The organism is Ruegeria sp. EL01, from assembly GCF_900313035.1.
In the GTDB taxonomy this organism is placed as follows: Bacteria; Pseudomonadota; Alphaproteobacteria; order Rhodobacterales; family Rhodobacteraceae; genus Ruegeria.
Map to the genome: position 1 here is coordinate 36616 of NZ_OMPS01000018.1, position 13104 is coordinate 49719.

The 13104-nt window shown below is 57.3% G+C and carries 12 protein-coding genes; 5 read left to right on the forward strand and 7 right to left on the reverse strand.

Going from position 1 to position 13104, the window contains the following annotated elements; genetic code table 11:
- Positions 1 to 2: 2 nt before the first annotated feature.
- From hemW to rph, 3 genes are read right to left on the reverse strand one after another with little or no spacing between them, the layout of a single operon-like run.
- A complete protein-coding gene (hemW, locus tag D9K61_RS09630) occupies positions 3 to 1157 on the reverse strand; it encodes a radical SAM family heme chaperone HemW (protein WP_120633043.1) in 1155 nt (384 codons plus the stop codon).
- Complete coding sequence (gene rdgB, locus D9K61_RS09635) at positions 1147 to 1761, reverse strand: RdgB/HAM1 family non-canonical purine NTP pyrophosphatase (RefSeq protein WP_120633044.1); 615 nt, start codon at positions 1759 to 1761, stop codon at positions 1147 to 1149. The genes hemW and rdgB overlap by 11 nt, the downstream gene beginning before the upstream one ends.
- Entirely contained in the window at positions 1758 to 2471 is a 714-nt protein-coding gene (gene rph, locus D9K61_RS09640) for a ribonuclease PH (RefSeq protein WP_120633045.1), read from the reverse strand. The genes rdgB and rph overlap by 4 nt, the downstream gene beginning before the upstream one ends.
- A 112-nt stretch (positions 2472 to 2583) precedes the next feature.
- On the opposite strand from rph, the gene hrcA reads away from it, so the two are divergent.
- Both hrcA and D9K61_RS09650 read left to right on the forward strand, forming a co-directional pair.
- Positions 2584 to 3648, forward strand: a complete 1065-nt coding sequence (gene hrcA, locus D9K61_RS09645) for a heat-inducible transcriptional repressor HrcA (protein ID WP_120633046.1) — start codon at positions 2584 to 2586, stop codon at positions 3646 to 3648.
- 10 nt (positions 3649 to 3658) lie between these two features.
- Positions 3659 to 4222 (forward strand): nucleotide exchange factor GrpE, encoded by a 564-nt coding sequence (locus tag D9K61_RS09650; protein WP_120633047.1) that lies wholly within the window; start codon positions 3659 to 3661, stop codon positions 4220 to 4222.
- 58 nt (positions 4223 to 4280) lie between these two features.
- Here the strand turns inward: D9K61_RS09650 and mutS are convergent, their stop codons facing one another.
- The gene (mutS, locus tag D9K61_RS09655) at positions 4281 to 6896 is read right to left on the reverse strand and encodes a DNA mismatch repair protein MutS (protein WP_120633111.1); all 2616 of its coding nucleotides are present in this window, start codon (positions 6894 to 6896) and stop codon (positions 4281 to 4283) included.
- 160 nt (positions 6897 to 7056) lie between these two features.
- On the opposite strand from mutS, the gene D9K61_RS09660 reads away from it, so the two are divergent.
- A complete protein-coding gene (locus tag D9K61_RS09660; protein ID WP_120633112.1) occupies positions 7057 to 9312 on the forward strand; it encodes an NADP-dependent malic enzyme in 2256 nt (751 codons plus the stop codon).
- Between the two features lie 3 nt (positions 9313 to 9315).
- Positions 9316 to 10188 (forward strand): ribokinase, encoded by an 873-nt coding sequence (locus tag D9K61_RS09665; protein WP_120633048.1) that lies wholly within the window; start codon positions 9316 to 9318, stop codon positions 10186 to 10188.
- Here D9K61_RS09665 and msrA read toward each other — a convergent pair.
- Both msrA and D9K61_RS09675 read right to left on the reverse strand, forming a co-directional pair.
- Entirely contained in the window at positions 10185 to 10856 is a 672-nt protein-coding gene (gene msrA / locus D9K61_RS09670; RefSeq protein ID WP_120633049.1) for a peptide-methionine (S)-S-oxide reductase MsrA, read from the reverse strand. The two genes, D9K61_RS09665 and msrA, sit on opposite strands and share 4 nt — an antisense overlap.
- Positions 10857 to 10972: 116 nt before the next feature.
- Positions 10973 to 11254 carry an SCP2 sterol-binding domain-containing protein gene (locus D9K61_RS09675; RefSeq protein WP_120633050.1) on the reverse strand — a complete coding sequence of 94 codons (282 nt, stop codon included), beginning with the start codon at positions 11252 to 11254 and terminating at the stop codon, positions 10973 to 10975.
- Between the two features lie 385 nt (positions 11255 to 11639).
- Between D9K61_RS09675 and D9K61_RS09680 the strand changes: the two genes are divergently transcribed.
- Positions 11640 to 11819, forward strand: coding sequence for a DUF1508 domain-containing protein (locus D9K61_RS09680; RefSeq protein WP_120633051.1), 180 nt, complete (start codon positions 11640 to 11642; stop codon positions 11817 to 11819).
- 35 nt (positions 11820 to 11854) lie between these two features.
- Here the strand turns inward: D9K61_RS09680 and D9K61_RS09685 are convergent, their stop codons facing one another.
- A complete protein-coding gene (locus tag D9K61_RS09685) occupies positions 11855 to 13078 on the reverse strand; it encodes an argininosuccinate synthase (RefSeq protein ID WP_120633052.1) in 1224 nt (407 codons plus the stop codon).
- Between the last annotated feature and the right edge of the window lie 26 nt (positions 13079 to 13104).

Below are 13104 nucleotides of genomic sequence, written 5' to 3' on the forward strand. Positions count from 1 at the left end.
CGCTACCCTAAAAGCTCTCGGATGACGGCGTTCAGAACAGCACGCCCATCCTTGGTCGCAATAAGCCTGTCGTCTTGATGTGTGATCATGCCCAATTCAGAAAGCTCATCGAGTTTTGACGTAGATAAAGAATCTCCGGATAGTTGCTCGAATCTATCTATATGTAGACCTTCTGATAGCCTTATACACATCATAAGGTATTCATTGGCCCGGTCTTGAGAAGAAAGTACGCCGCGTTCCTTTTCACCCGACCCTGAAGCAGCGGCAGTCAGCCACCCATTCGGAGACAGATAGGTCTCGGTTGCAAATTTGCGATCATCTAAGGTGATCCGGCCGTGTGCACCCGGCCCAATGCCGACGTAATCGCCATAGCGCCAATAGATCAGATTGTGCTGCGACTCGGCCCCGGGGCGCGCATGATTGGAGACTTCGTAAGCCGGCAAACCATGGGCTTCGCAAATATCTTGTGTGGCTAGATACATGTCAGCCGCATTGTCGTCTTCTGGCAGACCGCGCAGTTTGCCAACGGCGTAGCGATCCCCAAAGGCTGTTCCGTCCTCAATCGTCAGTTGATACAGCGACAGGTGATCCACCGCCATGGACAGCGCCTCGGTCAACTCAGCACGCCAAGCGTCCAGCGTTTGGTGCTGACGCGCGTAGATCAGATCAAAGCTGACGCGATCAAAGCAATTGCGCGCAATGTCAAAGGCCGATCGAGCCTCGGTTACAGTATGAATGCGTCCCAATCGACGCAGATCATCGTCGTTCAACGCCTGAACACCCATCGAAATACGATTGACGCCTGCGTCGCGATAGGCGGCAAACCGACCGGCCTCGACGGATCCGGGGTTGGCCTCAAGTGTGATCTCCATGTCATTGGCAGGACGCCAGAGGGCGCGTGCCTGGTCAATGACGGCAGTAACGGTTTCCGGTGCCATCAACGATGGTGTGCCGCCACCAAAGAAGATGGTGTTCAATACCCGGCCCGGAGTTTCCGCAGCAGATCGCTTTAACTCACTCAGATATGATGTAAGCCATTGTTTTTGATCAATATTACGTGAAACATGGCTGTTGAAATCGCAGTAGGGGCACTTGGCCTCGCAAAACGGCCAGTGCACGTAAAGGCCAAAGCCCCCGTTGCGCCAATCATCCGCCAAAGCAGCCTTTCACGAACATTTCCACCGCGCGACCGCGATGGCTGATCTTGTTCTTTTCCCAGCGATCCATTTCGGCAAAGGTAATGTCATGACCGTCGGGGACAAACATTGGGTCATAGCCAAACCCATCCCTGCCGCGAACCGGCCAGACGAGGTGACCGGGGGCGATGCCCTCGAACACCTCATCATGGCCGTCGGGCCAGGCCAGAACCAACGTGCAACGGAACTGTGCGCCACGTGGATGCGCGGCGTTCTTGGCTTCTAGCTCGTTATGGGCGCGGGTCATCGCCATCAGGAAATCGCGACCATTGCCGGTTTCGGCCCAATCAGCGGTGTAAACGCCCGGCGCGCCGTCCAGCGCGTCGATGGTGATCCCGGAATCGTCCGACAGGGCAGGCAGGCCGGTGGCCTTTGCGGCGGCATGTGCCTTGATCCGGGCATTGCCGACGAATGTATCCTCGGTTTCTTCCGGTTCAGGCAGGTTCATCTCGCTGGCACCGACAACGCTGACCCTAAAGGGCTCAAGCAGATGCACCATCTCCTCAAGCTTGCCTTTGTTATGGGTGGCTACAAGCAGCCTGTCGCCGTCGAACTTGCGGGTCATGCGGTGGCGGCCTTTTGTGCGGCGACCAACTCACCCACACCTTTTTCGGCCAAATCCATCAGCTGATTCATCTGATCGCGGCTGAAGACTGAGCCTTCTGCGCTCATCTGCACTTCAATCAGCTTGCCTGACCCGGTCATTATGAAGTTGCCATCAACGCCGGCCTCGCTGTCTTCGGGATAGTCCAGATCCAGCACCGGCTGACCAGCATAGATACCGCAGGACACGGCAGCCACGGGATCGACCAGCGGGTCAGAGATCACATCGCCCGTTTTCATCAGTTTGTTCACCGCCAGACGCAGCGCGACCCAGCCCCCGGTGATCGAGGCGCAGCGGGTACCGCCGTCGGCCTGAAGCACATCGCAGTCCACGGTGATCTGACGCTCACCCAGTGCCACCCGATCTACTCCCGCGCGCAGGGACCGGCCGATCAGACGCTGGATCTCAACCGTGCGACCGCCTTGCTTGCCGCTTGCCGCCTCACGCCGCATCCGGGTGTTGGTTGCGCGGGGCAGCATGCCGTATTCGGCGGTGACCCATCCCAGACCAGACCCCTTGATGAAGGGCGGTACGCGGTCCTCGATCGTGGCGGTGCACAGAACATGGGTATCACCCATTTTGATCAGGCAGGAACCTTCGGCATGTTTGGTGAACCCCGTTTCGATTGAAACGGCGCGCATTTCGCTTAAATCTCGTCCAGAGGGGCGCATGTGAAATCCTTTGTTTGCTGGCTTGGGGATAACGCCCAGTCGCGTTACGATGCAACCCCGATTGACCTTTCATATACCTGCTATTTAATGACGGTCCAGCAGAGGAGCCGCGATGAGCGAAGCGAGCAAGATTCTGGACGAGATGAATGACCGGTCCCGTGAAGTGTTCCGGCTGATCGTCGAAAGCTATCTGGACAGTGGTGAACCAGTGGGAAGCCGCACTCTGACCCGGACGCTTTCTGAAAAAGTCAGCGCTGCGACCGTGCGTAACGTGATGCAGGATCTGGAGTTTTTGGGCCTACTCGACAGCCCTCATATCAGCGCCGGTCGAATACCAACCCAGCAGGGCCTGCGCATGTTCGTGGACGGATTGCTGGAAGTTGGCGATCTGGGCGCGGATGATCGTCAAAAGCTGGACGACACGCTTGGTGGCAACGCCGGCGATGTTGGCAGCATGCTCGATCGCGTGGGATCGGCCTTGTCACACGTGACACATGGGGCGTCCCTCGTTCTCACGCCCAAGCAAGAATCCGAAATCAAGCATATCGAGTTTGTCTCATTGGCTCATGATCGTGCTTTGGTTGTGCTGGTTTTCGCGGACGGGCACGTTGAAAACCGCCTGTTCACTCCTCCGCCTGGTCAAACCCCAAGTTCTATGCGCGAGGCGGCGAATTTCCTGAATGCGCTGATCGAGGGCCGGACCCTCAGTGAAGTACGCCGTCAGATGCAAACCCAGATAGCGGCCCGCCGCCAAGAGATCGATGTGCTGGCCCGCGAAATGGTTGATAGCGGCATGGCGGCCTGGGACGGAGATGGGTCTGATTCCGCTCGTCTGATCGTTCGGGGGCGGGCGAATCTGTTGGGTGATCCGGGTGAGGCCGAGGAATTGGACCGCATTCGCACCCTGTTTGATGACCTGGAACGCAAACGGGATATCGCCGAATTCCTTGAATTGACCGAAGAAGGCGAAGGTGTGCGCATTTTTATTGGCTCTGAGAACAAACTTTTCTCACTTTCGGGTTCCTCTTTGGTGGTGTCTCCATATATGAACGCTGATCGTAAGATAATCGGTGCGGTCGGGGTCATCGGACCCACACGTCTGAATTACGGACGGATCGTGCCGATCGTGGATTATACGGCGCAACTGGTTGGCAAGCTGATATCCGACCGGAGCTAGAGGTTAAGAAATGGCAGAGCCCAAGAACGAAGATTTTCTGGACGACATCGCAACCGCCGAGGCGGAAGAGCTTGCAGATGAATTTGCGGAAATCAGCGACGACGCGCTAGAGCTTGATGAGCTGCGCGCCGAGCGTGACGAATACAAAGACAGATTCATGCGCGCGCTGGCGGACGCGGAAAACGCCCGCAAACGCGGCGACAAGGCGCGTCGCGATGCCGAGCAATATGGCGGATCGAAACTGGCGCGCGACATGCTGCCGGTTTACGACAACATGAAGCGCGCGCTTGAGGCAGCGACCGACGAACAGAGAGAAGTCGCTGGCGCCCTGTTGGAAGGTGTTGAGTTGACCATGCGTGCCCTTAAGGACGTGTTCCAGAAACATGGGATCGAGGTGATCACACCCGAGGTTGGCGACCGGTTTGATCCAAATATGCACGAAGCCATGTTTGAGGCGCCTGTTCCCGGCACGCGTGCCGGAGACATCATTCAGGTATCAGCCGAAGGGTTCATGTTGTACGACCGTTTGTTGCGTCCGGCGCAGGTTGGCGTGTCGTCCACGCCCGCAAGTTGATTGGCTTTTTAGAAGCCAAGCCTTCGGCGAGAGTATTTTTGAAAAGATGAAGGGGCGGTCAAGGTTTGGCCGCCTCTTTTAATTTGTAGATCAGGTCAAGCGCCTCACGCGGGGACAGCTCATCGGGCAGAACGTCATCCAGCATATCTGTGACGGGAGATGTTTTGGGGGCCGGAGGTGGTGGCGGCGCTGCGGCCGAAAACAGGGGCAGATCGTCAATCAGCGCTTTTTGTTTACCGCCTTCTCGTTCGGTTTTTTCCAACTGATCCAGTACAATGCGCGCGCGTTCGACCACGGATGTGGGAAGGCCAGCCAATTGTGCCACTTGAACCCCATATGATCGATCGGCTGCTCCTTTGTGGACTTCGTGCAGGAAGATGACCTCGCCCTCCCATTCCTTGACGGCAACGGTGGCGTTTTCAACACCTGCGAGCTTTCCCGCAAGGGCTGTCAGTTCGTGGTAGTGGGTGGCAAACAAGGCCCGGCATTGATTTGCCGCGTGTAGGTGTTCTAATGTGGCCCAGGCGATGGACAGGCCATCATAGGTGGCGGTTCCGCGACCTATTTCATCCAGAATGACCAATGCATGCTTGTCGGCCTGATTCAGGATCGCCGCAGTCTCAACCATCTCGACCATGAAGGTCGAGCGTCCGCGCGCCAGATCATCCGAAGCCCCTACGCGGCTGAACAACTGACTGACAACGCCGATATGCGCTTGCTCCGCAGGAACATAGCTGCCCATTTGGGCCAGCAGTGCGATCAGCGCATTTTGGCGCAGGAAGGTTGATTTACCGGCCATGTTCGGACCAGTCAGCAGCCAGACGGCAGCGCCGGTATCCGCGCCCAGATCACAGTCATTGGCGATGAAGGCATCACCACTTTGCTGGCGCAATGCATGTTCAACGACGGGGTGACGCCCGCCCTGTACGTCAAATGCACGCGAGGCGTCGACTTGAGGGCGACACCAGTTTTCACCCCGCGCGAGATCGGCTAGCGCAGCGGTCAGATCCAGCTCGGCCAGTCCTCTGGCGGTTTGGTTTAGGCGCGCGGCAAAGTCCAAAATTTCGCCAGAAAGCCTTTGATAGAGCCGCTTTTCAATCTCCAACGCCAAATTTCCGGCATTTAGGATGCGCGTCTCGATCTCGGACAGTTCTACAGTCGTGAACCGGACCTGATTGGCTGTGGTTTGACGGTGAATATAAGTTTCGTTGAACCGTGGGCTCAGCATTTTCTCGGCATGGGTGGCCGTGGTTTCGATGAAATAGCCCAGCACGTTGTTGTGCTTGATCTTTAGCGAGGTGATGCCCGTGTCGGCGGCATATTTCTGTTGGAATCCGGCAATAACCGAGCGACCCTCGTCGCGCAGCGTGAGTGCTTCGTCCAGTTCCGCGTCAAAACCGGGCGCGATGAAGCCGCCATCTCGGGCCAGAAGGGGCGGCTCGGCCACTAACGCTTCGTCCAGCAGGGCAAGAAGAGCATCGAATCCGACCAGATTTTGTACGGCTGTTGCCAGCAAGACCGGCAGGTCGTGGCCCGAGCAAAGCGCAGCAATGGCAGAAGCCTGCGTCAGTCCATTGCGAATAGCAGCCAGATCGCGCGGACCGCCACGATCCAGCGACAGGCGGGACAAGGCACGGTCCAAATCGGGGGTTTTGCGCAGGGCTTCGCGTAGATCAGAGGCAATCAAGCTGTCCTCAGCGGCAAAAGCAACCGCATCCAATCGTCCGTGGATCACATCCAAACTGCGGGATGGGCTGGACAAACGCTGTTCCAGCAAACGCGCGCCACCCGGTGTGACAGTGCGATCCACCACCGACAGCAGTGATCCGGCCCGACCGCCAGACAAAGATCGGGTCAGTTCCAGATTGCGCCGTGTGGCGGCGTCGATCTGCACGACGCGGTCCTCAGATTCCTTTAACGGTGTTTGCAGCAGGGGCAGCTTGCCCTTTTGCGTAATCTCCAGATAGTCGATCAGCGCGCCCATGGCCGAAACCTCGGCGCGCCCGAAATTTCCGAATGCGTCTAAAGCACCCACGTGAAACAACCCGCAAATGCGTTTTTCTGCTGCCGTACTGTCGAAACTGGAGCGCCCGACGGGGGTCAGCGAAATGCCCAAATCGCGAACCGGCTCTTGCAATGTCTTTTCCGAACCATCGGCTACGATCAACTCGGACGGGGCCAGCCGTGCCAACTCGGGGCTTAGCCGAACCGAAGTCAGTGGCATCACATGAAACGCCCCGGTAGAGATATCGGCCCAAGCCAGTGCGGCCTCGTCCCGAACCTCGGCATATGCGGCCAGAAAATTATGTCGCCGCGCCTCTAACAGCGCGTCTTCGGTCAACGTTCCCGGAGTGACCAAACGCACAACACCGCGCTTTACGACCGATTTAGAGCCTCTTTTTTTTGCTTCGGCTGGGCTTTCCATCTGCTCGCACACAGCCACGCGAAACCCTTTGCGGATCAGCGTCAGCAAATACCCCTCGGCCGCATGAACCGGCACGCCACACATGGGGATATCATCGCCGTTATGCTTGCCGCGTTTGGTCAGGGCGATGTCCAGCGCCTCGGCCGCGTTGACTGCGTCCTCGAAAAACATCTCGTAGAAGTCGCCCATACGATAAAACAGCAGGGCGTCGGCATGGGCCTCTTTGATTTCGAGATATTGCACCATCATCGGCGTGACTGTGGACAAGGCTGATCCCTTCTGGCGTATTCCGGTCGCGACCTTACAAATCCCCCATCCGCTGTGAAAGGTGAAAACGTATTGTCGTTGAGGCGCGCACCGGCCTGCGTTATGACGCATCAGCCCCGAAGTCATGGAAACGACCCCAAAAATGCCCAAAGCGAAGATCACCAAAGAAGAGGCGCTGGCCTTTCACCTGGACCCAACCCCCGGCAAGTGGGAAGTGCAAGCCACCGTCCCGATGACCACGCAGCGGGATCTGTCGCTGGCCTATAGCCCCGGTGTCGCTGTTCCATGTGAAGCAATCGCGGAAAACCCTGAAACGGCGTATGACTATACCAACAAGGGAAATTTGGTCGCGGTGATTTCAAATGGCACAGCTGTTCTGGGCCTCGGGAATCTGGGTGCGCTGGGATCGAAACCGGTGATGGAAGGCAAATCGGTCCTGTTCAAGCGGTTCGCCGACGTGAATTCGATCGATATCGAGCTGGACACCGAAGACCCGGATGAGTTTTGCCGCGCCGTGCGCCTTATGGGGCCGACTTTCGGCGGCATCAATCTTGAAGACATCAAGGCACCCGAGTGTTTCATCATCGAACAGCGCCTGAAGGAAGAGATGGATATTCCCGTCTTCCACGATGACCAGCACGGCACAGCCGTGATCTGTGCAGCCGGATTGCTGAACGCGCTGCAGATTTCGGGCAAAAAGATTGAAGACGTAAAGATCGTTCTCAACGGTGCGGGTGCTGCGGGGATTGCGTGTATCGAACTGCTCAAGGCTATGGGTGCCCGGCATGAGAATTGCATCGTCTGTGACACCAAGGGCGTGATCTATCAGGGCCGGACCGAAGGGATGAACCAGTGGAAATCGGCCCACGCCATCAGCACTGAATTGCGCAGCTTGGAAGATGCGATGAAGGATGCGGATGTGTTCCTGGGTGTATCGGTCAAAGGGGCCGTGACGCAGGATATGGTCGCCTCGATGGCCGACAACCCGGTGATCTTTGCGATGGCCAACCCGGATCCAGAGATTACGCCGGAAGAAGCGCACGAGGTCCGCGTGGATGCAATCGTTGCCACCGGTCGCAGCGATTACCCGAACCAGGTCAATAACGTGTTGGGCTTTCCGTACCTGTTCCGAGGTGCGCTGGATATCCATGCCCGCGCCATTAATGATGAGATGAAAATCGCCTGCGCCCACGCGCTGGCCCGGCTGGCACGCGAGGATGTGCCGGATGAAGTGGCAATGGCCTATGGCAAATCGCTGACTTTTGGCCGCGACTACATCATCCCAACACCGTTCGACCCGCGTTTGATCCACCGCATACCCCCGGCGGTTGCGAGGGCGGGTATGGATACCGGGGCCGCGCGGCGTCCGATTATCGACATGGATGCCTATGAGCTGAACCTGAAATCCCGCATGGACCCCACCGCAAGTATCCTGCGTGGCCTGAATGCACGCGCCCGCGCGGCGCAAAGCCGGATGGTCTTTGCCGAGGGCGACGATCCTCGCGTGCTGCGCGCAGCGGTGATGTATCAGCGCTCAGGCTTCGGGAAAGCTTTGGTTGTGGGCCGTGCCGAGGACGTCAAAGAAAAGCTTGGGGCTGCGGGGTTGGGCGATGCGGTGCGCGAACTTGAGGTGGTGAACGCTGCCAACACGACGCATCTCGAGACATATAAAGAATTTCTATATAAACGGCTGCGGCGTAAGGGCTTTGACCACAAAGATATTCATCGTCTGGCAGCCCGTGACCGGCACGTGTTTTCGTCTCTGATGTTGGCCCATGGGCATGCGGACGGGTTGGTGACCGGTGCCACCCGCAAATCGGCGCATGTTCTGGATCGAATCAATCATGTGTTTGACGCAGACGCTGTCCATGGCGCTGCGGGTGTCACCGCTCTGCTGCACAAGGGTCGGATCGTTCTGATCGGCGATACGTTGGTGCATGAATGGCCGGATGAAAACGATTTGGCAAACATCGCTGAACGCGCCGCCGCCGTGGCGCGCCATCTGGGAATTGAGCCACGCGTTGCCTTTGTGAGCTTTTCGACCTTTGGCTACCCGGTCTCGGAACGGGCGGAAAAGATGCACGTTGCACCAACGGTATTGGATGCCCGGGGCGTTGATTTCGAATACGAGGGCGAGATGACCGTAGATGTGGCGCTGAATGTCGATCAGCAAGAAGCCTATCCCTTTTCGCGTCTGACCGGCCCCGCGAACATCCTGATCGTACCGGCGCGGCATTCCGCTTCGATTTCTACGAAACTGATGCAGGAAATGGGTGGAGCAACCGTCATGGGCCCGATCCTGTCAGGGATTGGCAAGCAGATTCAGGTCTGTTCTACGGTTTCAACAGCAAATGACATTCTGAACATGGCCATCCTGGCCTCCTGCGATATTGAGTAAGCCATGACGATCTGGAACCTCGGCTCGATCAATGCGGATATGGTTTATGCTTTGCCGCACCTACCCGCACCCGGCGAAACCCTTGCGGCCAGCGGGCTGGACCGGTTTTTGGGTGGCAAGGGCGCCAATATGTCGGTCGCCGCGGCGCGGGCAGGGTCCCGGATCAGCCATATCGGCGCTGTGGGCACTGACGGGCGCTGGGCAAAGGATCGACTGACGGAATATGGCGTCGACACGCGGTATATTGCCGAGGTTGAGGTTCCGACGGGTCATGCAATCATTGCCGTGGACGCGCAGGGTGAAAATCTGATCATCCTTTTTCCAGGTGCCAATCACGCGCTGGACACGGCTCAGTTGGGGCAGGCGCTGGCGTCGGCCAATACGGGCGATCTTCTGGTCCTGCAAAACGAGACCAACGCACAGGTCGAAGCTGCCCGGTTGGGACGCGAGATGGGCTTGACCGTTTGTTACGCCGCGGCACCGTTTCAGGCCCAAGCGGTTCAGGCCGTTCTGCCCTATCTTGACTTTCTGATCCTGAATGAGGTTGAGGCTGAGCAACTGCGTCAGGACACTGGACTGAGCGCCAAGGACCTGCCGGTTCGACATGTGATAGTGACTCTTGGTTCTAAGGGCGCGCGATATCTACAGCAGGGATGTGATCCGGTCGAATTTGCAGCACATAAAGTGCAAGCCGTGGATACGACTGGCGCAGGGGATACTTTCACGGGATACGTTCTGGCTGGCATGGACCGGGGCATGCCAATGGAACATGCAATCGCACAGGCGAACCGTGCCGCGGCCCTGATGGTCACGCGGCACGGCACGGCCGATGTCATTCCGGATTTACGAGAGGTGCGCGACGCGCAGTTCGACTAGGACCCGGTGAAGGGTGCCGCGCTTCCCCAGAGCTGTTTGACACGTGCATCCCGTCCGCAGGCCTTGCGATAGGCTTTATAGGCGTTCTTCTGACGTTTTGGACCAAACCGGGTAAATACCAGCTTTTCACCTTTGTAGTAATCCTGATGGTAAGCCTCGGCCGGGTAAAAGGTCGATTGCTGCAGGATTGGGGTTACAACGGTCTGGTTTAAAGCCGCCTGCGCATTGGCCTTTGCCGCCTCTGCCTGCGCTTTTTCACCTGTATTAGAGACGAATATCGCGGTGCGATAGCTGTCGCCCCGATCGCAGAATTGGCCGCCTGCATCGGTGGGGTCGACCGAGCGAAAGAACATGTTCAACAGCGTTTCACGTGACACACGGGCTGGATCAAATGAAATCTGTACGGCCTCGTAGTGGCCTGTGCCACCTTTGGTAACCTGGCCATAGGTTGGGCTGGCAGTTGTGCCGCCCGTATAGCCGGATACCGCCCCGATCACGCCGGGGACGGATTCGAAGTCGGATTCAACACACCAAAAGCAACCGCCCGCTACGGTCAGCGTTTCTGTTCCCGCAGCTGGCGCCGGTTGGGCACGCAGCAGGGCAACAAAGACAATCAATCCAAACAGCAGGATGGGTTTGATACAGTCGTGATACACAGTCCGCGTCATGGCAAATCTCCTTTCCGGATCAGCGTGACCCGAGTCCGATCAACTTGCAATTGGCTGACATCGTTTGTCACGCGCTGGTGAGACGAGTTTATCGCCAGGGCAGCTATGACTGGATCTTAACCCAGCAATTGCCCAAGTTTCATCGCAACACCCATGTTGCCCGAGATCTTGAGCTTACCCATCGCCACGCCTGTCATCGGGTTCAGCTTGCCGGTCAACAGCTTGGTCAGGTTGTCCTTGGAAATGCGGATGGTGCAATCCGCGTCCTTATCCTGCGTCGAGGCTTGATTGTCCGCCAAAACGATCACGCCGTCCTCGCCACAATCGAATTTCAGCGAGCCGTCAAAATCTTTACCCTCCAGCCCCTTTTGAATGTCGTCGGCGATATCTTGCAGCATGGCGAGTCCTTCCTTGGTTGACGCATGCGTAAAGATGAAGAGATGAAATTGGCAAGGTTGACCAAGCGGGAACTGATAGAATTGCCGTTTCTTTGAGTCGCTAAATCAAGTGTGCTTGCCGTCGAGTATCCTGTATGCAGCGAAGTGCTTCACTCAACATGTTGTTATACCACATAGAAAAAGACTCGACAGCCGGGCTCCAAGCCGCAATCATAAAGGGGCACCTACTGGAATAGGTGCCCCAAGACTGCCGCAAACGGGCATTCTGTCTAGTGAAGACACCGCGATTCTCAACGATATCGCGAGTCCCGTCAAGCATGTTGCGGCGTCCTTGCAGGTTCCGGCAATTCCGTCGGGACCGCGATAACGTGTCGGAGACGTAATAATGTATTTCGTTCTTTACAAAGACACTGCCGGGTACTGGCGTTGGACGCTAAAAGCATCCAACCATGAGCCCATTGCCGTTTCGTCTGAAAGTTATGTACGCAAAGCGGATGCTGAGCATGGCATTAATCTCACGAAATCAGCATACAATGCCCCTGTTCATGAACAGCAGGCAGCATAAGAAATGAAGGTGGGCAGCAAGTGCTGTCCACTTTTTTAGCCCAGACGCTTGTCCCGCGCAGCCAACAGTTTCAGGCGCAGGGCATTCAGCTGGATAAAGCCCGCCGCGTCTTTCTGATCATATGCGCCGGCATCGTCTTCAAAGGTCACGTGCTCTTCCGAATACAGCGAGTGATCCGACCAGCGGCCCACAGTCGAGGCCAGACCTTTGTACAGTTTCACGCGGACGGTGCCGGTGACGTGTTCCTGCGATTTGTCGATGGCGGCTTGCAGCATCTCGCGCTCGGGCGAGTACCAGAAACCGTTATAGATGATTTCGGCATATTGCGGCATCAGTTGGTCTTTCAGATGCATCGCGCCACGATCCATGGTGATCGACTCGATGCCGCGATGCGCCTCAAGCAGCACCGTACCGCCGGGCGTTTCGTAGATGCCGCGCGACTTCATGCCCACGAACCGCCCCTCGACCAGATCGAGACGGCCAATGCCGTGTTTGCCGCCATATTCATTCAGCTTGGTCAAGATGGTGGCCGGGCTCATCGCTTCGCCATTGATGCTGACCGCGTCGCCTTTTTCAAAGCCGATCTCGATGAATTCCGGCTGATCCGGTGCGTCCTCGGGGTGGACGGTGCGCTGATAGACATAATCGGGTGCCATATCGGCCGGGTCTTCCAAAACCTTGCCCTCGGACGAGGTGTGCAACAGGTTGGCATCGACCGAGAAGGGCGCTTCGCCGCGCTTGTCCTTGGCAATCGGGATCTGGTTGGCTTCGGCGAACTCCAGCAGACGGGTTCGGCTGGTCAGATCCCATTCGCGCCACGGCGCAATCACTTTGATGTCGGGGTTCAGCGCATAAGCGGCCAATTCAAAGCGGACCTGATCGTTGCCCTTGCCAGTCGCGCCATGGGCGACGGCGTCCGCGCCGGTGGCTCTGGCAATCTCAACCAGACGTTTCGAGATCAGCGGACGCGCGATCGAGGTGCCCAGCAGGTACAGACCCTCATACTGGGCGTTGGCGCGGAACATGGGGAAGACGAAGTCGCGGACAAACTCTTCGCGGATGTCCTCAATATAGATGTTCTCGGGCTTGATCCCCAGCAGTTCGGCCTTCTTGCGGGCGGAATCCAGCTCTTCTCCCTGACCCAGATCGGCGGTGAAGGTCACAACCTCACAGCCATACTCGGTCTGCAGCCATTTCAGAATGATCGAAGTATCAAGGCCACCGGAATAGGCCAGAACAACTTTCTTGGGCGCGGACATCTGACTTCCCCTTATTCGTAAGACGA